Origin of the sequence: Sphingomonas sp. LaA6.9, from assembly GCF_022601895.1 — a bacterium.
Lineage (GTDB): Bacteria > Pseudomonadota > Alphaproteobacteria > Sphingomonadales > Sphingomonadaceae > Sphingobium_A.
In genome coordinates, this window is the sequence record NZ_JAKVIO010000009.1 from 27565 (window position 1) to 51418 (window position 23854).

A 23854-nucleotide genomic window follows, 5' to 3' on the forward strand; every position below is an offset into this window, starting at 1 on the left:
GTGCGGTGGGCCTTGCAGCTACATATTGAGCCGCTCGCGCATTTCCTTGCCCGGCTTGAAATAGGGCACGCGCTTCGCATCGACGTCAACGGCCGTTCCCGTGCGCGGATTGCGGCCCGTGCGGGCCGAACGTGCACGTGTCGAGAATGCCCCGAAACCTCTCAGCTCAACGCGTCCGCCATTGGCGAGTCGCGCACTGATTTCGTCGAAGAACACATCGACGATGTGCTCCACATCCTTGACTGAGAGACCAGAGTTTTCCGCAGCGAGCTTCTGGACGAGTTCGGAACGGATCATGGCAAATCCCCATATGGGCCCCGCCGGTCCAACGGGAACGACGAAACACCGGGTTGAGCCCGATTACGCAGGCATTTTTGTTGGTTGACGCGGGCTCCCACTGCCTGCGGCAACGCCTGTGAATGTGCCGGATTTCGGTTTATTTGCAAGCCTTTGTCCGGAGAATTCACGGCAAGGGGGAGGTTTTTCGCGGTGGAATCTGACGTCGTGATTTTACATATTATTGTAAAGATACAAAAAAACCGCCGCCGATGCCCGATGGCATCGACGGCGGCGCGTAATTTTTCTGTGCCTTACTTCTTGTCTTCCGAACGTGCCTTCAGCGCTTCGCCGAGGATGTCGCCGAGCGACGCACCCGAGTCGGACGAACCGTACTGCGCAACCGCCTGCTTCTCTTCGGCGATCTGCATCGCCTTGACCGAGAAGGTGGGCTTCTTCGAACGGTCGAAGCCGGTCACCATGGCGTCCAGCTTCTGGCCGACCTGGAAGCGCTCGGGGCGCTGTTCGTCGCGGTCGCGGCCGAGATCGGTGCGCTTGACGAAGCCGGTCGCGCCGTCGTCGCCAACCTGAACCTCGAGGCCGCCATCGCGGACTTCGAGAACGGTGACGGTGACGACCTCGTTCTTGTTGAGGCCCGAGGCAGCGGCGACGCCGCCAACGGCGGGCGCGCCCTTTTCGAGCTGCTTCATGCCGAGCGAGATGCGCTCCTTTTCGACGTCGATGTCGAGAACGATCGCCTGGACGCTCTCACCCTTGCGGTGCAGGTTGAGCGCGTCCTCGCCCGAGATGCCCCATGCGATGTCCGACATGTGAACCATGCCGTCCACATCGCCGTCGAGGCCGATGAAGAGGCCGAATTCGGTTGCGTTCTTGACTTCGCCCTCGACGGTCGAGCCAACCGGGTGCGCAGCCGCGAAGGCTTCCCACGGGTTGTTGATCGCCTGCTTGAGGCCGAGCGAGATGCGACGCTTGTCTTCGTCGACCTCGAGGATGACAACATCGACTTCCTGGCTGGTCGAGACGATCTTGCCGGGGTGGACGTTCTTCTTGGTCCAGCTCATTTCGGAGACGTGGACGAGGCCCTCGATGCCCGCTTCGAGCTCGACGAACGCACCATATTCGGTGATGTTGGTCACGCGGCCGGTGAGCTTGGCGCCCACGGGGTACTTGGCCGATGCGCCCTCCCACGGATCGCTCTCGAGCTGCTTCATGCCGAGGCTGATGCGCTGCGTCTCGCGGTTGATGCGGATGATCTGGACCTTCACCGTGTCGCCGATGTTGATCATCTCGGACGGGTGGTTGATCCGCTTGTAGCTGAGGTCGGTGACGTGCAGCAGGCCGTCAATGCCGCCCAGGTCGACGAACGCACCATAATCGGTGATGTTCTTGACCACGCCCTCGATCACCTGGCCTTCGGTCAGGGTCTGGATCAGGCCCGAACGCTGCTCGGCGCGGGTTTCCTCGAGGATCGCGCGACGCGACACCACGATGTTGCCGCGGCGACGGTCCATCTTGAGGATCTGGAAGGGCTGGGGGATGTCCATCAGCGGGGTGACGTCGCGCACGGGGCGGATATCGACCTGCGAGCCGGGCAGGAACGCCACGGCACCGTTGAGGTCGACGGTGAAGCCGCCCTTGACGCGACCGAAGATGACGCCTTCAACGCGCGCGCTCTCGGTGAACTCGGCTTCGAGCTTGTCCCAGGCGGCTTCACGGCGCGCGCGATCGCGCGACAGCATGGCCTCGCCATGGACGTTCTCGACGCGGTCGACATAAACTTCGACTTCGTCGCCGACCTTCAGATCGGCCTTCTGGCCAGGCGCTGCGAACTCGCGCAGCGGCACGCGGCCTTCCGACTTCAGGCCGACGTCGATGACGGCCATGTCGTTTTCAATTCCGGTAACGGTGCCCTTGACGACGCGGCCTTCGAAGCTTTCGTTCTCGCCGCCGAGCGATTCATTCAGGAGCGCGGCGAAATCGTCGCGCGAGGGGGATGCCGATGAGGCCATGGTTGGTTCCTGTCTTTCGTACATTTTTCCGGCCAGCCGGTTGGATCCGGCGGTCTTGACCAGAAGTGCCGCAAGGGCCCCATGCCCAGACGGCGTCCCGCGAACGAGAGGGTTGTGGCCGCGCGCATCGCGGAAAGCGAAAAGGGCGCGTCAAGAGCGCCGGCTTTCAGTGCCGGCCCCTTCGCGCCTTGCGTTTCGCAGCCCAGGGTCAGCTCGCAAGCTTCGCCTTGATACGTCCGTCCACAAGCGCAATCGCCCGCTGGACGGCGGCGTCTATAGAGAGATAGCTGGTGTCGAGCAAGTATGCATCCGGAGCCTGCACCAGCGGGGCGGTCTCGCGCATCATGTCGCGGCGGTCGCGCGCACGGATGTCGGCGAGCACGCGGTCCAGGCTCATCGTGCTGCCGGCCTTCTGCATTTCCGCGTGGCGACGACGCGCGCGCGTCTGCGGCGTCGCGGTCACGAAGAGCTTTGCGTCAGCCTCTGGCGCGATGACGGTGCCGATATCGCGTCCGTCCAGTACAGCACCGCCTGGCTGCTGCGCAAAGGCGCGCTGACGCTTGATCAGCGTCGCGCGGACGAGGGGGTGCGCGGAGACGATCGATGCGATACGCCCGACCTCTTCCCCCTTCAGTTCGGGATTGTCGAGCAGCGAGTCCTCAAAGGTGCAGGCGGCTAGCGCGTCGGTCTCGTTTTCGGGATCGTTGCCCTCATGGAGCACGCCCCACGCGACCGCGCGATACAGCAGGCCGGTGTCGAGATGCGGCAGTTTGTAATGTCTGGCGAGCGCACGTCCGATCGTGCCCTTGCCCGATGCGGCCGGGCCGTCGACAGCGATGATCATGAAATCTGCGCGCCCAGCGAAGTCATGAGCGCGGCGAATTGGGGGAAGCTGGTGGCAACTGGCGTCATGTCGTCGACCATGACGTTCGCCGCTGAAACAAGTCCAGCCACCGCAAAGCTCATTGCGATACGATGATCGAGTTTTGCGGCGATTGGCGCACCGCCCGGAAGCGCTTCTCCGCCGGTTCCGTCGATGATCAGCCCGTCCTCGGTCTCGGTGACCCGTGCCCCGATAGCGGCAAGCCCCTCAGCCATAAGCGCAATCCGGTCGGACTCCTTGACGCGCAGCTCTTCCAGTCCGCGCGTCACCGTACGGCCTCGGGCCAGCGCCGCCGCGACGAAGAGAATCGGAAACTCGTCGATCATCGAGGGTGCGATTCCGGGGTCGACCTCGATGCCGCTCAGCATCGAATGGCGGACGTGGAGATCGGCGACGGGCTCTCCGCCCACGACGCGTTCGTTGGTGAGAGTGATGTCGCCGCCCATAGCCTGCAGCACTTCGATCAGTCCGGCGCGGGTCGGGTTGATGCCGACATTCTCGATCACGACGTCGGAACCCGGCACGAGCAGCGCTGCCACCATCGGGAAGGCGGCCGAGGAGGGGTCGCCGGGCACGACGATATCCTGCGGCCTCAGTTCGGCTTCGCCGCGGATCGCGATCACGCGCGCGCCCGTCTCATCATTTTCGATGGTCAGATCCGCGCCGAACCCCGTCAGCATCCTTTCGCTATGGTCGCGCGTCGCGATCGGTTCGATCACGCGCGTGATGCCCGGGGTGTTGAGGCCGGCGAGCAGCACCGCTGACTTGACCTGTGCGGACGCCATGGGAAGACGGTATTCGATCGGAACGGCGGGGCAGAGACCGCGCAGCATCAGTGGTAGTCGTCCACCCGGGCTGGCGGTGATGTCGGCACCCATCTGGCTCAGCGGTTCGATCACACGTCCCATCGGGCGCCCCGAAAGCGATGCGTCGCCGGTGAAGGTGGCGGTGATGGGGTGGCTCGCGACCAGCCCCATCAGCAGCCGGGTCGAGGTGCCGCTATTGCCCATATCGAGTGCGGCCTGTGGCTGTAGCAGCCCGCCGACGCCGACGCCGTGAATCGTCCATATCCCGTTATCGCCGCGGTCGATCGTGGCACCCATCGCGCGCATCGCGGCGGCAGTTGCCAGCACGTCCTCGCCTTCCAGCAGCCCGCGGACCGTGCTCCGACCCACCGCGAGCGCGGATAGCATCAGCGAACGGTGCGAGATCGATTTGTCGCCGGGCACGCGCACCCGCCCCTTAAGTGGTCCGGACGCGGCGAAGGAGGCGGGCGAGGGGCTGCTTGGATTCATCGGGAAAGCGCACATTCCGGCTGGAGTGAGCGCAGGCTTTTGACAGCGGCGTTTCGCTATGGCAAGGCGCGCGGCGTTTGGCGGGGCATCGATCATGCGATGGCCCGCTGTTTTCACTTATTCTGGAGGCTGAGGCAGCACATGGTGAAGCCTGAATGGGGCACCAAGCGGACCTGTCCGAAATGCGGTACCCGCTTTTACGATCTTGCCAAGGAGGATCCCGTTACCTGCATCGAATGCGGGAATAACTGGTATCCCGAGCCCGTGCTGAAGTCGAAGCAGCCGCTTCCCTATGACGCGCCCAAGCAGGAAGTCGTAGGCAAGACCGCGGATGATGCGGTGCTGGCCGATGACGATCTGGATATCGACGTCGACACCGACGAAACCGATTCGCCCGACGATGACGTCGATCTCGGCGGCGATGACGATCTCGGAGTCGACACGTCCGACGGCGAGGACGATTCGAATAATTGATTAAACGTCTTGCCAAGCAGGCGCTGCCAGCATAATGGGCAGCGCCTCAACGCCGCACCTACCCAGAGCGGCGAGATGGTTTCGGGGCCGTAGCTCAGCTGGGAGAGCGCTACAATGGCATTGTAGAGGTCAGGGGTTCGATCCCCCTCGGCTCCACCATCCTCCTCTTAAATCACTGTGATGTTGGGCTGCAAACGGCGCCAAGCGTACGCCGCACCGAATCGCTAGGCGTTCACCCGAGCGCTCTGCGCCGGTTGCTCCGCGCCATCGGTATCTGCGACCACGGTAAGATTCGGGTGAGCCTGACGAACATGGCTGCCCGCCGGCACACTCTGGGTGAGCCACACATTCCCGCCGATCGTCGACCCGCGTCCAATGGTGACCCGGCCCAGAATCGTCGCGCCAGCATAGATCACGACATCGTCGTCTACGATCGGGTGTCGCGGTGCGCCGCGTGCGATCGCGCCTTCGTCGTCGGTCGGGAAGTTGCGCGCACCCAGCGTCACCGCCTGGTAGAGCTTTACCCTGTCACCGATGATCGCAGTCTCGCCGATCACGACGCCAGTGCCGTGATCTATGAAGAAACTGCGCCCGATCCGGGCGCCGGGGTGAATATCGATCCCCGTTCGCGAATGTGCGATCTCGGAAATGATTCGTGCGACCAGCGGCGCGCCAAGTTGATATAGCCGGTGCGCCAGCCGGTGATGGATAATCGCGATCGCGCAGGGGTAGCAGAGCAGCACTTCGTCGACGCTGCGTGCGGCGGGATCGCCCGCATAGGCAGCCTCGATATCGGTGTCGATCAGCGCGCGGAGTTCGGGCAGTGCGATCGAGAAATCGCCGATGATGTTCTGCACCATGATCTCGAGTCGTTCGCCAGTGGCGTCCGGGTCGGAATAGTGCAACTCGAGCCGTATCTGCGCTGCCAGTTGCGACAGCGCCGCTTCCAGCGTTGCTTCCACAAAGGCGTCCTCGTTGCCCGGGTGCAGTTCGGGCGGGCCGAGACGAAGCGGGAAAAGCGCGGCGCACAATACGCCCGTGATCCTTTCAAGCGCGCGTCGCGCCGGGAAGCCCAGGGCGCCATGCTCGGCATGTCGCCGGTGCGCGTCACGCCATGTCTGTCGTGTTTCGCGCAATCGCCGGACGACGTCGCCCAGATTACCGGGGAAAGGCGGCTGCGCGCGCGCGGTATCGTCGGAAAGCGTATCGGTCATGGCCTGTCCTGCGGTCAGCTTGCATCTTGCATGAGGTGCCTGCCGACCTGCCAGATGATTTTTCTACTTTTAAGATAGAAAATATATGGTGCGCGTCAAATCTTCTGCGTTTGCGCGTGCGGACCAGCGGGATAGCTGTGTCGGTGAGCCATGCTCGCAGCCTTCATTCGGATAAGAGCGACCCACCGTGCCAAAGCGTGCCTTGATCGTTCGACACGTCCCTTATGAAGGCATCGCCGGTTTTCGCGATCCGATAGAGAGCGCGGGCTACCAGATCGAGCGGCTCGACGTAGCCAACCCGGATTTTCACGAAGCCGATCTCGTTTCGCCCGATCTGGTGATCCTCATGGGCGGTCCGATGGGCGTTTACGACGACCATCGCTATCCCTGGATCGCGCACGAGATCGAACGACTGCGCGCGCGCCTGATGCTGGACCGGCCGACGATCGGCGTATGCCTTGGAGCGCAGATGATCGCGGCCGCGCTCGGTGCGCGGGTCTATCGAGGCGCTGCCAAGGAAATCGGCTTTCACCGACTTACGCTGAACGCCGATGGTCTGGCATCCCCGCTTGCCCATCTCGCTGATCAGCCGGTGCTGCAATGGCATGGCGATACATTCGACCTGCCCGCGGGCGCCGCGTTGCTTGCGTCGACCCCGCAATATCCACACCAGGCGTTCCGCTGCGGACGACGGGTGCTGGCCTTGCAATGCCATGCCGAAATGGGCCTCGATCCCCGGATCGAGGCGTGGATCGACCAGTCGCACGATAGCCTTGCGGAAGTCGGAATCGAGCCCGAGACGCTGCGGGCGCAATATGCCGCTATCGGCCCCGCGGCGGTAGAAGCGGGGCAAAAGATGATCCGCCAGTGGTTATGCTCGCTCGATTGAGAGGCTTCTTCGGGCACTTCAAATAGCCGGGGATTTTTGTCAACGATTGATGGCGCTTAGCTTCGATGGTTTGACTTCAAAGCAACTAATCGATCACTGGCCGGTTTTGACCGGGTCCCCGCTGCTTGAAATCGGGTGATTCGAAGTCCTCCAGATCATGATGGAAAGCCGGAGCATGAAGGGTTCGCACATTCGTTTCGTAGCCGTGACAACGGTATCATTGACTGCGTTGGCGTTGTTTCCGGGCGCGGCCCATGCCGGCGGCTTCTATCTGCAGGAACAGTCGGTGAAGGCCGCAGGGCGGGCGTTTTCCGGCGAGGTCGCCGATGAGGGGGCCGATTCGCTGTGGTGGAATCCGGCTGCGATCGCGGACATCGAACAGAACGAGGTCTATATCGGCATCAGCACGATCCTGCCGAGCGCGAAGGTACGCGACAATGGCACGGTGATCGTTCGTCCCGGTCAGCCCGCAGCGCCCGTGGGCGGCAACCCTCTCGCCAAGGATCCGATCGAGACCGGGATCCTGCCGAGCAGCGCGGTCGCCATACGACTGACCGACCGGCTCGTGGCTGGCCTGGCTGTCAGTGCACCCTATAGCTTCACCACCAACTATGACGCCGATAGCTGGGTCCGTTATACCGCCGACAAGTCGAAGCTGCGGACGATCGACATCCAGCCTTCGCTCGCGATCGCTGCGACCGACTGGCTGCGCCTGGGTGTCGCGGCGAATATCGAATATAGCGACGCGACGCTGACCAATGCGCTTCCCAATCTGGTGGCGGCGCTGCCTGATGGTGAACAGCGGCTCGAAGGCGATGGCTGGGATCTTGGCTGGAGCGCGGGTGCGCAGGTCCACACGGGTCCGATGACCCTCGGCGTCAGTTACAAGTCGAGCATCAAGCACACGCTGGCAGGTCGCGTTGAAACGAGCGGTCTGCTTGGCCCGCTTGCGCCGGCCAATGGGACGATCGACGCCGATGCCGCCTTCCGCACGCCCTGGCAGCTCATCATGGGTGGACGCTTCAAGGCGAGTGACAAGCTGACGCTCAACGCGCAGGTCGTTCGCATCGGCTGGAGCGAGTTCGATGCAATCCGCCTCGGCGACCCGATCAATCAGGCGATCCCCGAAAACTATCGCAACACCTGGAGCTTTGCGGGCGGGCTCGACTATGATTTCGGCCCTGAGTGGACGGTCCGCGCCGGCGTGCAGCACGACCAGACGCCGACGCGTGACGGCGAGCGTGACGCGCGCGTTCCCGATTCCGATCGCTGGAACTTCGCGGCAGGCACGTCCTATGATGTGAGCAAGCGTTTCACGATCGACGCAGCGGTCAACTATGTCAGCTTCAAAGACGCTTCGATCGACCGCGTCACCGCGGCTTACGCGGGAACCGCAGCACAGACGCCGATCATCGTTGACGGACGGCTCGAAGACACGAGCGCGATCGTGCTCGCAATTGGCGGGCGCTTTCGCTTCTGACGAATCCGGATTGGCCGGCGCCCGAGCGCCGGCCAAACTGCAAGGTACCGTCCGCACCGCACAATCCGCCGCGTAAACCCGCGCACGCGCTGGCTTTGGCGCCCGCTCAGGCATAGCCAGTACGCATGCAACGCGCGCAAGCGTCCGATTGCTGCGTGCGTAGAGCGGGGCGTAAAGATCATGCTGAGCTATTCCTACTCGATCCAGGATCGCAGCGAGGGCGCCACGGGCGCCGTTTCCAAAGCAGAGCTAGTCGCGGGGATGCAGTTGCTGCGTGCCGTCAACATGCAGTCCGTCCGGCTCCAGCTCGCGGTGTTGCGGCGCGACCGCAGGCCCGCGATGGAGTCGCTCGATCACCTTGCCGATATGGACCGCGAGCTCGAACATTTTATCGAGGGTATCGGACCGGCGGGCTCCGCGGCTGCCGAGCTGCGGGAAATCACCGAGCTGGTTGCACTTCAGAAGCGCGCTCTGGCCGATGACAAGATCGCGCTGATGGCGGGTATCTCGGGCGCCAAGCTGGGCGGCGAAACCATCGCGGAATTGCCCGAGGCAGAACCCGAGGCCCTGGCCGACACGCTCGATCTCACCACCGAATACCGGCCGTCCTCCGCGGCGGCGAAGCTCCTCGCCGCGACCGCGGTGTTCGCTGTGGCCGGCGTCGCGGTCACCGGCTGGCTGTTTTCAGATGCGATTGCTGCCGCGATAGGGCTCTGACGCACCCGCGCGGACGCCGCGATCAGTCCTTGTCGGGGTAGATTGCCCCGATGTGCGTTTCGCCACGCTTTTCGGCCAGCTTGGTCTGGCGGGCGCGCTCCGCATAGCCCGCGCGCTGCGCGTCATTGCGTTCGTCATGGCAGGCCGGGCAGCTCACACCGTCGACATAGAGCGGTGAGGCTTTGTCCGTTGCGTTCACCGGCCGGCGACAGGCATGGCAGAGATCATGCGAGCCCAGCGTCAGCCCGTGCCCGACCGAGACGCGCTGATCAAAGACGAAGCATTCGCCTTCCCACAGGCTTTGCTCGGCGGGTACGTCTTCCAGATATTTCAGGATGCCGCCCTGCAGATGATAGACCTCGTCCAGTCCTTCGGATTTGAGGAATGCCGTCGATTTCTCACAGCGTATTCCGCCGGTGCAGAACATCGCGACCTTCGGCGCCTTGCCTTGCCCGATCAGCGTCGCGCGCTGTTCTCTGAACCATGCGGGAAAGTCGCGGAAGCTCGCGGTCCGGGGATTGATCGCGCCCTTGAAACTGCCGATCGCCACTTCGTAGTCGTTGCGCGTATCGATCACGATCGTATCGGGATCCGCGATCAGCGCGTTCCAGTCAGCGGGTGCGACATAATGACCCACGCCCTTGAGCGGATCGATGTCGGGCTGGCCCATGGTGACGATCTCGCGCTTCAGCCGCACCTTCATGCGGTGAAAGGGCATGGTCTCTGCACGCGAATATTTGACTTCGAGCGCGTCGCAATCGGGCAGGACAGTGCGAATATGCGCGATCACACGCGCGATCGCGGCTTGCGATCCGGCGATCGTGCCGTTGATCCCTTCAGCGGCGAGCAACAGCGTTCCCTTCACGCCGCCCTCGTTGCAGACGTTGAGCAGTGGCTCACGCAGCGCGGCGATATCGGCGAGGCGCGTGAAGCGATAGAGCGCGGCGACGCAGACGGGCAGGGTCATGCCAGCCGCCCTGTCACATTGTCGAGGAGGCGAGAGGCTCCGAAGCGGAACAGACCGGGGTTCAGCCAATCCTCGCCGAGTTCTTGCCGCACAAGCGCGATCCATTGCAGCGCCTGGTCGGCGGTGCCAATTCCTCCGGCGGGCTTGAAGCCCACGCGTCGGCCGGTCTGTGCATGAAAATCGCGGATTGCGCGCAGCATCACCGCGCCGGCGGGGAGGGTGGCGTTGATCTTTTCCATGCCCGTCGAGGTTTTGATGAAGTCAGCGCCCGCTGTCATGCAGACATGGGAAGCACGCGCGATCGTCGTCAGATCACCCAATTCGCCGGTCGCCAAAATTGCCTTCATGTGCACCGGCCCGCAGGCAGTGCGGAACGCCGTGACCTCATCATAAAGCGCCTGCCAGTTTCCGGTCAGCGCATGGCCGCGTCGGATGACGATATCGATCTCCTTCGCACCGTCGGCGACGGAAGCCTCGATCTCGGCGATGCGCGTGGGAAGCGGCGACAAGCCGTGAGGAAAGCCTGCCGAAACCGCCGCGACCGGAATGTCGCTCCCGTGCAGCGCCGCGACCGCGGCGGGCACCATCGCGTGATAGACGCAAACGGCGGCCGTGGTCAGGCCGGGGGCGTTCGCCAGCGGTGACCGCGCACGGGCGCAGAGCGCGCGGACGCGATCCTCGGTGTCGTCGCCCTGCAGCGTCGTCAGGTCCATGCACGAAATGGCAAGTCGCAGGTCAGCATTGGGATCGGCGCCGGGAACGATCGCGGCGACGGCTGTCTCGATCGCCGCGGCATCGACCTGGATTGCTTCCACGGCGTCCGGATCAAGGGGAATGGAGTTCATCCCCGTCCCCCTAGATCAGTTTGCCCGCGAAGGGGAGGGGTGTCAGGGCGCGATCAGCAAGCCTGCGAGCGCCGCGCTCATCAGGTTGGAGAGCGAACCGGCGATAAGAGCCTTGATCCCCATCCTGGCGATCAGCGGGCGCTGATTGGGCGCGAGATTGCCCGTCACCGCCATCTGGATCGCGATCGAGCTGAAATTGGCGAATCCGCACAGCGCGAATGTGACGATGGCGATCGTGACGGGCGAGAGCGACCCCTGCGTCTTGCCGAGATCGATAAAGGCGACGAATTCGTTGAGAACCATCTTGGTGCCGAACAGTCCGCCAGCGGTTCCCGCCTCGTGCCAGGGAACATTGAGCATGAACATGATCGGCTGGAACATCCAGCCCAGCACCATCTGGAAGGAGAGTTCGGGATAGCCGAACCAGCCGCCTACACCGGCGAGAATGCCGTTGGCGAGCGCGACCAGCGCCACGAAGGCCAGCACCATCGCGCCGACGGCAACCGCAAGCTTCACGCCGGTCTGGGCACCCTGCGCGGCGGCCATGATGATGTTCGCGGGCTTTTCCTCGTCATGGCTCGCTTCGGCGATCGCGATCGGCTCGAACTCGCCGATACTCGGGTCGTCGGGCATGATGATCTTGGCCATCAAAATGCCGCCGGGCGCCGACATGAAGCTCGCCGCGAGCAGATAGGGCAGGAGCTGTTCGCCGATCATGCTGGCATAGGCGCCCAGGATCGTGCCCGCGACACCCGCCATGCCCACGGTCATGATCGTGAAGAGCTGCGACGGGGTCAGGCTCGCCAGATAGGGGCGGATGACGAGCGGGCTCTCGGACTGGCCGACAAAGATATTCGCTGCAGCCCCAAGCGATTCGACCTTGGTGATGCCCGTGACGAGCTGGATCGCGCCGCCCACCCATTTGATGATGAGCTGCATGATGCCGAGATAATAGAGGATCGAGATCAGCGAGGCGAAGAAGATGATGACGGGCAGCGCCGCGATCGCGAAGCTGTTGCCGCCGATCGCAGGGCCGGCGATCGGACCGAAGATGAAGTCGGTGCCCGCCTTGGCATAGCCGAGCAGGTTGGATACGCCGCGCGACATCGCACCGATGACCTTCTGTCCCCAGGGCGTGCCGAGAACGAGGACGGCCATGCCCGCCTGAAGCGCGAAGGCCGCGCCGACGACGCGGAGCCGGATCCAGCGGCGGTTGGACGACAGCGCGACGGCGATCGCCAGAATGATAACGATCCCGGCTACGCCGATAAGGTACCTGTTCATCTCGGTGATTTTACCCCCCTGGGCCCCGCGGTAGCTCGATCGCATGGATCACCGCCCCGTCTGTCGGCCTTTCGGGCGCGACGATACACGCGCGCACAAATTCTGCCAGCCCCCGTTTTGCCGCCGCTTCGTCGGCTGCATGGACGATCGCGAGCGGTCGATCGGGGCCGACCCGGGCGCCGATCGTCGCCACCTCGCTAAAGCCGGTGCGCGGGTCGATACGGTCTTCAGCAGTACGGCGACCACCGCCCAGGTCGATGATTGCCTCTCCAACCGCGCGGACGTCGACACGGGCGAGATAGCCCGGCACTGGCGCGAAGACAGGGCGCGATACGGGCGCTTGGGGAAGATATGTGTCGGCGCGCTCGATCAGATCTGCGGGACCGCCCAGCGCCGCCGCCATGCGGCCGAAGATCTCGGCAGCCCTGCCGCTGGCGATCGCCGCATCCGCGCGGGCCTCGGCCTCTTCATGGTCGGCGGCCAGTCCGCCGATCATGAGCATCTCGACTACAAGCGCGATGGTGACCTTGTGCAGTCGCGGATCGCGCACCGTGCCAGTCAGATAGTCGATTGCCTCGCGCACCTCGAGCGCATTTCCCGCGGTGGTGCCAAGCACCGCGTTCATGTCGGTGATGAGCGCATGGCAGGTGACGCCGAGCGTCGCGGCCGAACCGATCAGGCTGCGCGCAAGCGCATGCGCCTGTCCGGGGCGCGCCATGAACGCGCCGGAACCCGTCTTTATGTCCATGACGAGCCCCTTCACCCCGGCCGCAACCTTCTTGGAGAGAATCGAGGCGGTGATCAGCGGAAAGGAGTCGATCGTCGCGGTGATGTCGCGGATCGCGTACATCCGCCGGTCCGCGGGCGCGAGCTCTTCCGTCTGGCCTATGATCGCACAGCCATGGCGTCGCACAACTTCGCGGAACCGGTCGAGGCCGGGAAAGGCATCATAGCCTGGAATGCTCGCCATCTTATCGAGCGTTCCGCCGGTATGCCCGAGCCCGCGCCCGGAGATCATCGGAACATAGCCGCCGCACGCGGCCACGATCGGCGCGAGCATCAGGCTCACCTTGTCGCCGACGCCACCCGTCGAATGCTTGTCGAGCACGGGACCGTCGAGCCCGACGGTCTGCCAGTCGATCACTTCGCCCGAACGCACAAAAGCATCGGTCAGCGCTGCGGTTTCGGCCAGGTTCATTCCATTCAGAAAGATCGCCATGGCGAGCGCGGCCGCCTGTTCCGCAGGCATCGAGCCGTCGGCGAGACCGGAAGCGAAACGGTGTATGTCGTCGGTCGAAAGCGCCTCGCCATCGCGCTTGCGACGAATGATCTCGGAAAAGGGGGGCGTGGCCATGCGCCCTCTCATACACCGCCCGGTGGCTGCGAAAAGCCGCTGTCGCTTGTCCCGATAAGGCACAGTTCGCGTTAACGCTTTTTTAGGATGGTCGAATTCGTCAACGAAGCGTTAACGCTTCTGTCATGCACCGCGCTCTTCCCCTTGTGGACGCCCGACGCGTCCCGAAACCCGCCGCACAGGCCGCAACTCCCTTGCCGGGACTCAGTGCTGACGCGCGGCTCTTTCTGACCACTTTTGTCGCTGGTTTCTTCGTGTTTTACGGCCTGATCGCCTGACACGCCGATTCGGCGCCGCGATGTTCAGTCCTGCGGCGTCAGGCCGGACTCCAGCGGCACGTCGCAGGCCAGATGCAGCTTTTGCGCGAGCCATGCCGAGACGAGGCACATCGCAGCGCTGAACAGCAGCTGGTGCAGGATCGAGACGCCGCCCGCGCTCAGGCCCAATGCGATCAGTGATCCGATCACCATCGCGCCCGAATTGACGATATTGTTCGCGGCAACGGTGCGCGCCGCCTGGCTCTTGTCGACGGTGGTGGTGAGGAAGGCGTAGAGCGGGACCACGAACATGCCCCCCGCGACCGCAATGCCGAGCAGGCTCGCGAGCAGCGGGAAGACGAGATCGTGGTCGAGGAACTCGTCTATGCCGTAGAGATGGCCATTGCTCGCGCCGTGCCACTGGCTGCAGACGAAGAAGAAGGCGACGACGAAACCCGCCATCGCGAGTACAGATGCGGGGGCGAAACGCGCAGAGACGGTGCCCTTCAACAGCCGGTTGATCGCGATCGAGCCGATCGCGATACCGACCGAAAATACCGCGAGGAAGAGGCTGGCAACCGCCTTGTCCGCGGTCAGCACGTTCTTGGCGAGCGGCGGGAACTGGATGAAAAGCACCGCACCGATCGTCCAGAAGAAGCTGATCGAAAGGATTGCGAGGAACAGCCGACGAATATGCATTGTGGCCTTGATCAGCGCGATCGACGACCGCACGACGTGCCAGTCGATCGTGTGATCCTCATGCACTGGCGGGGCGGGGGGCACCTGGCGCCCGGAGAAATATCCGATCACCGCCGTCACGATCACGCCGATCGCGGCGAACTCCACGGGAATGACGCCCGCGAGGATCGTCCCGGCCAGCACCGCGATATAGGTGCCCGCCTCGACCAGCCCGGTGCCGCCAAGCACCTCGTCTTTCTCGAGGTGCTGGGGCAGGATCGCGTATTTGATGGGACCAAAAAAGGTTGAATGTATGCCCATCGCAAACAGCGCGAGCAGCAATAGCGGGATCGCGAGCAACTTGACGGCGAAACCCTGCCAGGCAAGCAGCAGCCCCGCAGCGCCGACGAGCATGATCAGGATTTCGCAGAATTTCACGATGCGGATGATCCGTGCCTTGTCGATCGAATCCGCAAGCTGCCCCGACATGGCCGAAAGCAGGAAAAAGGGCAGGATGAAGACGCCCGTCGCCAGTCCGCTGAACGCGGTTTCGGACGCCGCGTCGTTGTACACTCCATAGACGACGAACAGCACCATCGCCTGCTTGAACAGATTGTCATTGAAGGCGCCGAGGAGCTGCGTAACGAAAAGCGGCAGAAATCGGCGCCGCGCGAGAAGCCGGAGCGAGGTTTTCATGAGGAGGCGAAGACGCTCCGGTTGTGTACGTTGGCGGCGTCATAGCTGAGCATAAGGCCGAGTCCAACGAAACTCTCCACAGCGTCATTCAAGCGCGCTATGGGTGGGGCGATCATGCTGACGCTGCCCAACATATTGACGCTTTCGCGCATCTTTGCCGTTCCCCTGCTGGTCTTTCTGCTCTGGCCCAACCCGAAGCCGTTTGATTACTGGATCGCCTATGCGCTTTATTGCCTGATGGGCATAACCGACTATTTTGACGGTTATCTTGCGCGCGCGAAGGGCGCCGTGTCGCGGCTTGGCGTCTTTCTCGATCCCATTGCGGACAAGATCATGGTCGCCTCGGTGGTCGTGATGCTGATCTTCATCGACGATATCCAGGGCTATCACATGATCGCCGCGCTGATCATTTTGTTGCGCGAGATCATGGTCTCGGGCCTGCGCGAGTTTCTCGCGGGACTCAGCGTTTCGGTGCCCGTCAGCCAGCTTGCCAAGTGGAAGACGACGTTCCAGCTCGTCTCGCTGGGCGCGCTGATCCTCGCGGGCGCGGTGCCCTACTGGCCATGGGTGATGTCGGTCGGACTGCTGACGCTCTGGGGCGCAGCGATCCTCACGCTGATCACGGGCTGGGACTATCTGCGCGTCGGCCTGAAGCACATGGACTGAGACGATGGCGGTCCAGCTCCTCTATTTCGCCTGGGTGCGCGAAGCTGTCGGAAGGGACGGGGAGAGCGTGGATCTTCCCGAAACAATCGCCACCGTGGCCGATCTCGTCGGGTGGCTGGCGGCGCGTGGCGACGGCTATGCCCAGGCCTTTGCCGACCCGGCCCGGCTGCGCGCCGCGGTCGACCAGTCGTTCGTGCAACTCGATGCATCTGTCACCGGTGCGCGCGAAATCGCGTTGTTCCCGCCGGTCACGGGCGGATGAGGCGGATCATCGTCGGCGCGGCGGATTTCGATTCCGCCGCATTGCTTGCCGATCTTGAGGCATTGGGCGGTGGCGCGGTGGCAAGCTTCACTGGTCTGGTGCGCGGGGAGGGCGGCCTGAGTTCGATGCGTCTCGATCATTATCCCGCGATGACCGAGCACGCGCTGGCCGACATAGCCGCGCGCGCCGAGGCGCGCTGGTCCCTGCTCGGACTCGTCATCATTCATCGCGTCGGCGAGTTGCGGCCGGGCGACCGCATCGTGTTCGTCGGCACGGCATCGGCGCACCGCGCCGCCGCGCTCGAGGCGTGCCACTTCCTGATCGACTGGCTCAAGACCGAAGCGCCGTTCTGGAAGAAGGAAGCCTATTGCGATGGCCAGAGCCGCTGGGTCGAAGCGCGCGCGGATGACGATCGCGCAAAGGCGCGCTGGGACGCCTGATCATGCGCGAACGTCGCGCAGTACCTCCGCGAGCAGCTGGAAGTCCTTTTCGCGCGGACTCCCCTTGCGCCAGACCAGCGCGATGCGTCGCGCGGGATTTTCGGCATCGAGCGGGCGCGCTTCGATCGCGGTGCCTTCAAGAATGCCCGCATCCAGCGCCATTTCCGGAAGCAGCGTCACGCCCAGTCCATTGTCCACCATCTGGACCAGGGTATGAAGCGATGTCCCGAGCATAGCCGCCTCGGCGCGCAGTTCGGGTCGATTGCATGCTGCAAGCGCATGATCCTTCAGGCAATGCCCGTCCTCGAGCAACAGCAGCCGGCTTTCGTCGATCGCGTCGGCGCTGACCAGTTCGGGCAGATCCTGTTTCTCGTTCTGCGGGAAAGCGACGAACAGCCGGTCGTCGAAGAGCGGCGCCGCCTCGACGTCACCACAGGCATAGGGCAGCGCCAGCAATACGCAATCAACGTGACCATGATGCAGCGATTCGCATGCTGAACGGCTGGTTTCCTCACGCAGATACAGCTTCAGTTCGGGCCAGTCGCGGCGGATTCGCGGCAGGATTCGCGGCAGCAGAAACGGCGCGATCGTGGGAATCACGCCCATGCGCAGCTCGCCCGACAGCGGCTTTCCCGCTGCGCGCGCCATCCCTGCGAGATCCTCGGCTTCGCGCAGCACCCTGATCGCCTTGTCCGCGATCTTCTCGCCGAGTGGCGTGAAGCGCACCACACGCCGGGTGCGCTCGACCAGCGTGATGCCGATCAGCGATTCAAGTTCACGAAGACCCGCGGACAGCGTGGACTGGGTGACAAAGCATGCTTCGGCAGCGCGGCCGAAATGGCCATGCTCACGCAAGGCCACCAGATATTGAAGCTGCTTCAGCGTCGGCAGGTAGGTCGACATTAATCACCCCTATCGATCAATAGGGGCGATATAAGCGATCCGCTCGATATTTCCAGCGTTCAGCTGAGCGCGCGATAGATGCTGTAGAGGCTCGTGATCGTCAGCACTGTGCCCACCATCGTCATCAGCGTGCGCGCTTCGACGCGCTTCGCGAGATAGGCGCCGAAGGGGGCTGCGAGCAGACCGCCGATCAGCAATCCGATGGTCACCGTGGTGAACGCGGCAAAGCCCAGCTGCGTTATGAAAGCGATCGAGACTACGGTGGTCAGGAAGAACTCGGCGGTATTGACGGTGCCGATCGTGGTGCGCGGCGCCGAACCCTGGATCAGCAGGTTCGAGGTCACGACCGGGCCCCAGCCGCCGCCGCCCGCGGCATCCAGAAAACCGCCGACCAGGCCGAGCGGCGCGATCACCTTGGGCTGCTTGTGCTCGTGCGGCAGGTCCCAGGCGCGCCACAGAAGATAGAGGCCGATGCAGGTGAGGTAGCCCATGACATAGGGGCGCGCGACATCGGCATGGATGTTGGTCAGCACATAGGCGCCGAGCACTCCGCCAATCATCCCGGGGATCACGAGCTTGGCAAACAGCTTCCAGTCGACATTCTTGTGGAGGACGTGGCTGATCCCCGACGCAGCGGTGGTGAAGGTCTCGACGAGGTGCACGCCGGCAGATGCGCGTGCGGGTGCGATGCCCATCACGCTTACCAGAAGCGTGTTGGAAATGACGCCAAACGCCATGCCGAGCGCGCCATCGATCATCTGGGCTGCGAAGCCGATCGCTATGAACGGAAGAACTGCAGTCCAGTGTTCGCTGATTAGCTCGATCATTCCGCTCTCGTCGCTGCCCCTTGGTTGCGCAGGTGCTGCACTAGCATGAACTGTAGCACAAGACAGTTTCACTATCAGATGGGTCGAGAATAGCTATCAGAGGCCCGGAAAATCAGGCAGGACGTTTGTCTGGAAATTGCGCGTTACGACCATTAGATTGTCCCGATCGCAATGGAAAGGTCGGCCGCATGCTGGCAACGTTCAAATCCTATCTCGATTCGATCAAGGCGCGGGATCCTGCGCCACGGTCGCGATGGGAGATTCTGCTTTATCCCGGCGTGCTCGCCGTTGGTATGCACCGCGTCGCGCACTGGCTTTTCGAAGCCGATCTGTTTTTCCTTGCGCGCTTCGTGAATCACACGGCGCGCGTCCTGACCGCCATCGACATCCATCCCGGCGCCAAAATAGGCCGAAACCTGTTCATCGATCACGGCTTCACGGTGATCGGCGAGACGGCCGAGATCGGGGACAATGTCACGATCTACCAGTGCGTGACGCTTGGCGGCACCAATCCCGCCAACGGCATCGCGGGCAAGCGCCATCCAACGCTCGAGGACGGTGTCATTCTGGGTTCGGGCGCGCAGATTCTGGGACCCATCACGGTCGGCAAGCGTGCGCGCGTCGGCGCCAATGCGGTCGTCACGAGGGACGTGCCCGAAGGCGCGGTGATGGTGGGAATCCCGGCCAAGCCGACGCTCGTCGACGCCACCGAATATCAGAAGGGCTTCGTGCCCTATGGCACGCCCTGCAGCGACGTCTTTGACCCCGCGACGCAGAAGCTCGAGATCATGAAGTGCGAGATTGAAACGATGCAGAAACGCATCGCCGAACTGATGGCCGAGCGCGATTCCGCGCGCGCAGACGGGAAGCAGCGCGACCGCGCATGAGCGGGATCGTCACACCCTTTCCAAATGCACCGCGGGTCGGCGCACAGACTGGGTTTGACCGCGGGGAGTTGATGCGCATCCTCGATCTTTACGGACGCATGGTGGCCGCTGGCCACTGGCGCGACTATGCGATCGACCTGGGCCGCGATGCGGCCATTTTTTCAGCCTTCAGGCGCGCGGCCGAACGCCCCGAATACCGAATCGAGAAACGTCCTGCGCTTCTGCAACGCCAGGGCATGTGGGCGCTCGTGAACGAATCGGGGGCAACGCTGAAGCGTGGTCACGATCTGGGGTCGGTCCTCGCGCCCGTCGAACGCAAGCTCATCAAACTGGTCGCCGACTAATCCGCGGAATTTCAGCTCGCATGGCCGGTGCCGCGGATCACGCGCGCAACGTCATCGGGATCATAGTCGACCTGCCCATCCAGAATGAGCATCGCGAGCCCGTGGACCAGCGACCAGGCGTGGAGCGCAGCGGTGCGACGCGTGGCTTCGGGAAGGTGCGCCGGCATCAGCGCGGCAATATCCTCGCGCAGGCCGCGCATCGCCTGGCCCACCCGATCGGGCTCGGCATCGAGCAGCCTGACCGGCGGCGCGGAGGCGAATATCAGCCGGAACAGCGCGGGATTTTCGACCGCGAAATGGACATAGGTCGCGCCTGAGGCGGCGAAACCCTCCAGCCCTCCGCCCGCTTCCTCGCTCGCGGCGCGCTGCCGCCGCCCGAGTTCCTCCATCCCCTCGAAAGCGAGCGCGGAGAGCAGCGCCTGCTTGTCGGGAAAGTGGCGGTAGACCGCGGTGGCGCTGACTCCCACATGGCGCGCGACCTCGCGCAGGGAGAGATCATCGGCCGAGCGCTCGGCCAGTAGTTCCAGTCCCGCGCTGATCAGCGCCGCGCGCAGATCGCCGTGATGATAGCGCTTTGTCGAATCAATGTTGACACTGTTATCTTTGTTGGTCATGTTGTCACTGTAAACATTCTGAGTCGGATGTGAAGACCCGACTCCCATAGCAAGGAGAAGCCAGGTGGCGAGCAGCGTTGAAACAGCAATCCGGTCGGTTGTCGGAAAAGGACTCGAAATGGTGGCCGCGCATAATCGCGCCAGGCTGCCCCAGCCCGAAGGAGACCATCCCTTCCTTTCGGGTATCCATCGGCCGATGACGAGCGAGGAAACGCTCGCGGACCTGACGGTCACGGGCAGTATTCCCGAGGCGCTCGACGGACGCTATCTGCGCATCGGCCCCAATCCCGCGACCGCGCCCGATCCCGCATCCTATCACTGGTTCACCGGCGACGGCATGGCGCATGGCGTGCGCATCAAGGACGGCAAGGCGCTGTGGTATCGCAATCGCTGGATCCGCTCCAACGCGGTCAGCGATGCACTCGGCGAGCCCCGCGCGCCGGGCAAGCGCAAGTCCACGAGCGACAATGCCAACACCAACATCATCGGCCATGCCGGCCGCACCTGGGCGATCGTCGAGGCGGGCGCCAATCCCGTCGAGCTTTCTGAAACGCTCGACACGATCGCGCACAATCCCTTTGACGGCTCGCTCGACGTGGCCTTTTCGGCGCACCCGCACCTCGATCCCGCAACGAGAGAGCTGCACGCGATCACCTATGACGCGACCACGATGGACACGGTCTGGCACGTCGTCGTCGACAAGGCGGGCAAGGTGATCCGGCAGGAGCCGATCGCGGTGAAGCACGGCCCCAGCATCCATGATTGCGCGATCACCGAGAATTACGCGATCGTCCTAGACCTGCCGGTAACCTTCTCGATGAAGACGATGCTCGCGGGCCACCGCTTCCCCTATCAGTGGAACTGGGAGCACAGCGCGCGTGTCGGGCTGGTTCCGCGGGGCGGCAGCGGCGCGGATACGATCTGGTGTCCTGTTGAGCCCTGCTATGTCTTCCACCCCGGAAATGCGTTCGAGCTTCCCGACGGGCGCGTCATCATGGATGTCGTGGCACATCCCACGATGTTTGTCGAAAGCACGAAGGGACCGGATTCGCACGCGTCGCGGCTCGAGCGCTGGACGATCGATCCCGTCGCGCGCACGGTCGAGCGTCGCGTTCTCCACGATCACAGCCAGGAATTCCCGCGCCATGACGAGCGATTGACGACCCGGCCCTATCGCTGGCTCTACACCATGGCGCTGCCGTCCGCTGAAAGCGGCGAATGGGCGATCAGCGACACGCGGCTGTTCAAGCATGATCTCGAGGCGGGCACCGTCGCGGTCCATGACTTCGGTCCCGGCCGGCATCCCGGCGAGTTCGTCTTCGTACCGCGCCCCGGCGAAAGCGCCGAGGATGCGGGCTGGCTGATCGGGCTCGTCGTCGATCTGACCAATGAGACGACCGAACTGCAGATCCTCAATGCCGACGATTTCGGCGGGAAGCCGCAGGCGGTGATCCACATCCCGCACCGCGTCCCGCCGGGCTTCCACGGCAACTGGGTTTCCGAGGCCGCCTAATCCTGCCGCGGCGGCGCGTCGATCGTGATCCAGGTCGATAGCGCCGCCGCGAGCAGCGCACCCTTTTCGTCGTGGAGCGCGGTCCCCGCGACATGCTTGCGCCCCTCGCTGGTGATCGGCCAACCCGTAACTACGAGGGGCGTGTCGTGCGCGATGTCGCGATAACGGATCACGCCGATCCTTCCCAGGACCGCAAGGCCCGCCTGTTCTTGCACCGCGAAATATCCGGGGCAGTCGAGCGCTGCCCAGACAAATTCGGGCCGCAGGTGGCCGTCGGCGTCGAACAGGCCGGCGTCGGGCGTCCAGCAGGCGGCCACTTGCGACGCCGCATCGTCAAGCCGACCGGGGAAGATGCGTAGCCCGTCGCCCGCGCCTCGCTCGGGGCCGCAGACGAAGCAGCCTGGGAAATTGTGCTGGCAGAAACCCGTGAAGCGCGCCTGCGCCGCTTGGGCGAGCGAAAGCGTCGGTGGCGCTGGCACGTCGATCGCGACTGGGGCTACGACGGCGCTCGCAATCACTGCGTCGCCGTGCAGCAGCGCTGCTTCCGTCGCGCCTGCTTCGAGATGCAATGATTCATCCAGAGGTGGTGGCGCCTTGAGTGTGACAATGCAGTTCGTTGCGCCAAACGGCCTTGCGACCTGCCCCGCCACATAGCCACCATTGCCGCTCGTCGGCGGCCCGCGAAAGCGCGGGTCGATGTGCAACCGGGTCGTATTCATGGATCAGGCGTCGCACGATTGGCGGTTGGGGGCAATCAGAGCCAAATGAAAAGGGGCGGCCCCTTGCGGAGCCGCCCCTTTTTTTGCACGGAACCGGGCGAGGCCCGGTCCGGCGGGATCGAGCTTACTTGAGCTCGATGACCGCGCCGGCTTCCTCGAGCTGCTTCTTCAGCTTCTCGGCTTCGTCCTTGTTCACGCCTTCCTTGACGGCCTTGGGAGCCGACTCGACGAGCGACTTGGCTTCGGTCAGGCCGAGACCGGTGATGGCGCGGACTTCCTTGATGACGTTGATCTTCTTGCCACCGTCGTTGACGAGAACGACGTCGAACTCGGTCTTCTCTTCAGCGACAGGCGCAGCGGCGCCGGCAGGAGCTGCAACTGCGACCGCAGCAGCGGCCGAAACGCCCCACTTCTCTTCGAGGAGCTTCGAGAGCTCAGCGGCTTCGAGGACGGTAAGAGCCGAAAGGTCTTCAACGATCTTGTTAAGGTCTGCCATGTGTATTCTCCATTCGGGGCATGTCGCCCCATCAGTTCAGGTTGGTTGCGAAATTCAGGCGGCGTCCTTGGCCGCATAAGCGCCAAACACGCGGGCCAGCTGGCCTGCGGGTGCCTGGGTGATGGACGCGAGCTTCTGTGCGGGCGCCTGTACGAGGCCCACGATCTTCGCACGCAGTTCATCGAGCGACGGCAGAGCCGCCAGCGCCTTCACGCCATTCGCGTCGAGGAGCGTTTCGCCCATCGCGCCGCCCACGATTTCCAACTTGTCGTTGGTCTTCGCGAATTCCACGGCTGCCTTGGCGGCGGCCACGGGGTCGGACGATGTCGCGAGCGCCGTCGGCCCCGTCAGCATGTCGCTGATGGGAGCGTAGGGCGTGCCCTCGAGTGCGATCTTGGCAATGCGGTTCTTCGCCACCTTGTAGCTGGCGCCCACTTCGCGCATCTTGCCCCTCAGCGCCGTCGACTGCGCGACGGTGAGGCCGAGATTGCGGGTGATGACCACCACGCTGGTCTCGGAGAAGGTGCTGTTCAGTTCGGCGACCAGCTCGGCTTTTTGAGCACGATCCATGCCATTCTCCACTACATTCCGGCTCCGCGACCATCGCGAAACCGGCAAACCCGCATATCGAACGCATGCCGGGGCACACGCGCGAAACGCGGGGTATCAATGTCCGAGGGGAATGGGCTACCTGACATTGCATGCCGCGTACGGCGTTGCGAATGGCAGACCCGATACGATACGACATCAGCGCACGCACGGGCTATAAAACTCTTCCCCGTCTAGGCTGGAAATTAAGAGGGCCGAAATGCCCTCACCAACTGTCTCGGACGGCGACCGGGCG

General features: G+C 63.7%; 26 protein-coding genes and 1 tRNA gene. 11 read left to right on the forward strand and 16 right to left on the reverse strand.

The window, feature by feature from the left end:
* Positions 1-18 precede the first annotated feature (18 nt).
* From MKI88_RS06710 to aroA, 4 genes are all read right to left on the reverse strand, one after another.
* Positions 19-297, reverse strand: coding sequence for an integration host factor subunit beta (locus MKI88_RS06710; RefSeq protein WP_241630193.1), 279 nt, complete (start codon positions 295-297; stop codon positions 19-21).
* Between the two features lie 293 nt (positions 298-590).
* A complete protein-coding gene (rpsA, locus tag MKI88_RS06715; protein ID WP_241630194.1) occupies positions 591-2306 on the reverse strand; it encodes a 30S ribosomal protein S1 in 1716 nt (571 codons plus the stop codon).
* Between the two features lie 208 nt (positions 2307-2514).
* A complete protein-coding gene (gene cmk / locus MKI88_RS06720; RefSeq protein ID WP_241630195.1) occupies positions 2515-3150 on the reverse strand; it encodes a (d)CMP kinase in 636 nt (211 codons plus the stop codon).
* Positions 3147-4484: a 3-phosphoshikimate 1-carboxyvinyltransferase gene (aroA, locus tag MKI88_RS06725; protein WP_241630196.1), complete on the reverse strand. Its 1338-nt coding sequence runs from the start codon at positions 4482-4484 to the stop codon at positions 3147-3149. Before aroA ends, cmk begins: the two co-directional genes overlap by 4 nt.
* 141 nt (positions 4485-4625) lie before the next feature.
* Between aroA and MKI88_RS06730 the strand changes: the two genes are divergently transcribed.
* Together MKI88_RS06730 and MKI88_RS06735 are read left to right on the forward strand one after the other, a co-directional pair.
* Complete coding sequence (locus MKI88_RS06730; RefSeq protein ID WP_241630197.1) at positions 4626-4958, forward strand: TIGR02300 family protein; 333 nt, start codon at positions 4626-4628, stop codon at positions 4956-4958.
* Positions 4959-5041: 83 nt separating this feature from the next.
* A tRNA-Ala gene (locus tag MKI88_RS06735) sits at positions 5042-5117 on the forward strand.
* Positions 5118-5182: 65 nt separating this feature from the next.
* Here the strand turns inward: MKI88_RS06735 and epsC (MKI88_RS06740) are convergent.
* A complete protein-coding gene (gene epsC / locus MKI88_RS06740) occupies positions 5183-6172 on the reverse strand; it encodes a serine O-acetyltransferase EpsC (RefSeq protein WP_241630198.1) in 990 nt (329 codons plus the stop codon).
* A 187-nt stretch (positions 6173-6359) separates the two neighbouring features.
* Here epsC (MKI88_RS06740) and MKI88_RS06745 point away from each other — a divergent pair, with 187 nt between their 5' ends.
* From MKI88_RS06745 to MKI88_RS06755, 3 genes are all read left to right on the forward strand, one after another.
* A complete protein-coding gene (locus MKI88_RS06745; RefSeq protein WP_241630199.1) occupies positions 6360-7061 on the forward strand; it encodes a glutamine amidotransferase in 702 nt (233 codons plus the stop codon).
* 175 nt (positions 7062-7236) lie between these two features.
* Positions 7237-8541, forward strand: a complete 1305-nt coding sequence (locus MKI88_RS06750; RefSeq protein ID WP_241630200.1) for an OmpP1/FadL family transporter — start codon at positions 7237-7239, stop codon at positions 8539-8541.
* Between the two features lie 180 nt (positions 8542-8721).
* Entirely contained in the window at positions 8722-9258 is a 537-nt protein-coding gene (locus tag MKI88_RS06755; protein WP_241630201.1) for a hypothetical protein, read from the forward strand.
* 22 nt (positions 9259-9280) lie between these two features.
* Here the strand turns inward: MKI88_RS06755 and MKI88_RS06760 are convergent, their stop codons facing one another.
* The 5 genes from MKI88_RS06760 to MKI88_RS06780 all read right to left on the reverse strand — a co-directional run bounded on the left by MKI88_RS06760 (position 9281) and on the right by MKI88_RS06780 (position 15339).
* Positions 9281-10225 carry a rhodanese-related sulfurtransferase gene (locus MKI88_RS06760; protein WP_241630202.1) on the reverse strand — a complete coding sequence of 315 codons (945 nt, stop codon included), beginning with the start codon at positions 10223-10225 and terminating at the stop codon, positions 9281-9283.
* Positions 10222-11070, reverse strand: coding sequence for a deoxyribose-phosphate aldolase (deoC, locus tag MKI88_RS06765; RefSeq protein ID WP_241630203.1), 849 nt, complete (start codon positions 11068-11070; stop codon positions 10222-10224). The genes MKI88_RS06760 and deoC overlap by 4 nt, the downstream gene beginning before the upstream one ends.
* Before the next feature lie 42 nt (positions 11071-11112).
* Positions 11113-12354: a NupC/NupG family nucleoside CNT transporter gene (locus tag MKI88_RS06770; protein ID WP_241630204.1), complete on the reverse strand. Its 1242-nt coding sequence runs from the start codon at positions 12352-12354 to the stop codon at positions 11113-11115.
* A 10-nt stretch (positions 12355-12364) separates the two neighbouring features.
* Positions 12365-13708, reverse strand: a complete 1344-nt coding sequence (gene deoA / locus MKI88_RS06775) for a thymidine phosphorylase (protein ID WP_241630205.1) — start codon at positions 13706-13708, stop codon at positions 12365-12367.
* A gap of 302 nt (positions 13709-14010) precedes the next feature.
* The gene (locus tag MKI88_RS06780; protein WP_241630206.1) at positions 14011-15339 is read right to left on the reverse strand and encodes an MFS transporter; all 1329 of its coding nucleotides are present in this window, start codon (positions 15337-15339) and stop codon (positions 14011-14013) included.
* Positions 15340-15453: 114 nt separating this feature from the next.
* Here MKI88_RS06780 and pgsA point away from each other — a divergent pair, with 114 nt between their 5' ends.
* Genes pgsA through MKI88_RS06795 form a run of 3 tightly spaced genes read left to right on the forward strand, consistent with a single transcriptional unit; the run spans position 15454 to position 16707 of the window.
* The gene (gene pgsA, locus MKI88_RS06785) at positions 15454-16005 is read left to right on the forward strand and encodes a CDP-diacylglycerol--glycerol-3-phosphate 3-phosphatidyltransferase (protein WP_241630207.1); all 552 of its coding nucleotides are present in this window, start codon (positions 15454-15456) and stop codon (positions 16003-16005) included.
* Between the two features lie 4 nt (positions 16006-16009).
* Positions 16010-16267, forward strand: coding sequence for a molybdopterin converting factor subunit 1 (gene moaD / locus MKI88_RS06790; protein WP_241630208.1), 258 nt, complete (start codon positions 16010-16012; stop codon positions 16265-16267).
* Positions 16264-16707: a molybdenum cofactor biosynthesis protein MoaE gene (locus tag MKI88_RS06795; protein ID WP_241630209.1), complete on the forward strand. Its 444-nt coding sequence runs from the start codon at positions 16264-16266 to the stop codon at positions 16705-16707. The genes moaD and MKI88_RS06795 overlap by 4 nt, the downstream gene beginning before the upstream one ends.
* Here MKI88_RS06795 and MKI88_RS06800 read toward each other — a convergent pair whose 3' ends face one another.
* Together MKI88_RS06800 and MKI88_RS06805 are read right to left on the reverse strand one after the other, a co-directional pair.
* Positions 16708-17610: a hydrogen peroxide-inducible genes activator gene (locus MKI88_RS06800; protein ID WP_241630210.1), complete on the reverse strand. Its 903-nt coding sequence runs from the start codon at positions 17608-17610 to the stop codon at positions 16708-16710.
* Between the two features lie 59 nt (positions 17611-17669).
* Positions 17670-18437, reverse strand: coding sequence for a sulfite exporter TauE/SafE family protein (locus tag MKI88_RS06805; protein WP_241630211.1), 768 nt, complete (start codon positions 18435-18437; stop codon positions 17670-17672).
* Between the two features lie 188 nt (positions 18438-18625).
* On the opposite strand from MKI88_RS06805, the gene epsC (MKI88_RS06810) reads away from it, so the two are divergent.
* Positions 18626-19324, forward strand: coding sequence for a serine O-acetyltransferase EpsC (gene epsC, locus MKI88_RS06810; RefSeq protein WP_241630212.1), 699 nt, complete (start codon positions 18626-18628; stop codon positions 19322-19324).
* On the forward strand, positions 19321-19668 hold the full coding sequence (locus MKI88_RS06815) for a DUF2794 domain-containing protein (RefSeq protein WP_241630213.1): 348 nt from the start codon (positions 19321-19323) through the stop codon (positions 19666-19668). Before epsC (MKI88_RS06810) ends, MKI88_RS06815 begins: the two co-directional genes overlap by 4 nt.
* Before the next feature lie 11 nt (positions 19669-19679).
* Here the strand turns inward: MKI88_RS06815 and MKI88_RS06820 are convergent, their stop codons facing one another.
* Positions 19680-20282, reverse strand: coding sequence for a TetR/AcrR family transcriptional regulator (locus MKI88_RS06820; protein ID WP_241630214.1), 603 nt, complete (start codon positions 20280-20282; stop codon positions 19680-19682).
* Positions 20283-20346: 64 nt separating this feature from the next.
* Between MKI88_RS06820 and MKI88_RS06825 the strand changes: the two genes are divergently transcribed.
* Positions 20347-21795, forward strand: coding sequence for a carotenoid oxygenase family protein (locus MKI88_RS06825; RefSeq protein WP_241630215.1), 1449 nt, complete (start codon positions 20347-20349; stop codon positions 21793-21795).
* Here the strand turns inward: MKI88_RS06825 and MKI88_RS06830 are convergent.
* From MKI88_RS06830 to rplJ, 3 genes are all read right to left on the reverse strand, one after another.
* Complete coding sequence (locus tag MKI88_RS06830; RefSeq protein ID WP_241630216.1) at positions 21792-22364, reverse strand: hypothetical protein; 573 nt, start codon at positions 22362-22364, stop codon at positions 21792-21794. The two genes, MKI88_RS06825 and MKI88_RS06830, sit on opposite strands and share 4 nt — an antisense overlap.
* A 274-nt stretch (positions 22365-22638) precedes the next feature.
* Positions 22639-23010 (reverse strand): 50S ribosomal protein L7/L12, encoded by a 372-nt coding sequence (gene rplL / locus MKI88_RS06835; RefSeq protein WP_241630217.1) that lies wholly within the window; start codon positions 23008-23010, stop codon positions 22639-22641.
* 54 nt (positions 23011-23064) lie between these two features.
* A complete protein-coding gene (rplJ, locus tag MKI88_RS06840; RefSeq protein ID WP_241630218.1) occupies positions 23065-23580 on the reverse strand; it encodes a 50S ribosomal protein L10 in 516 nt (171 codons plus the stop codon).
* Between the last annotated feature and the right edge of the window lie 274 nt (positions 23581-23854).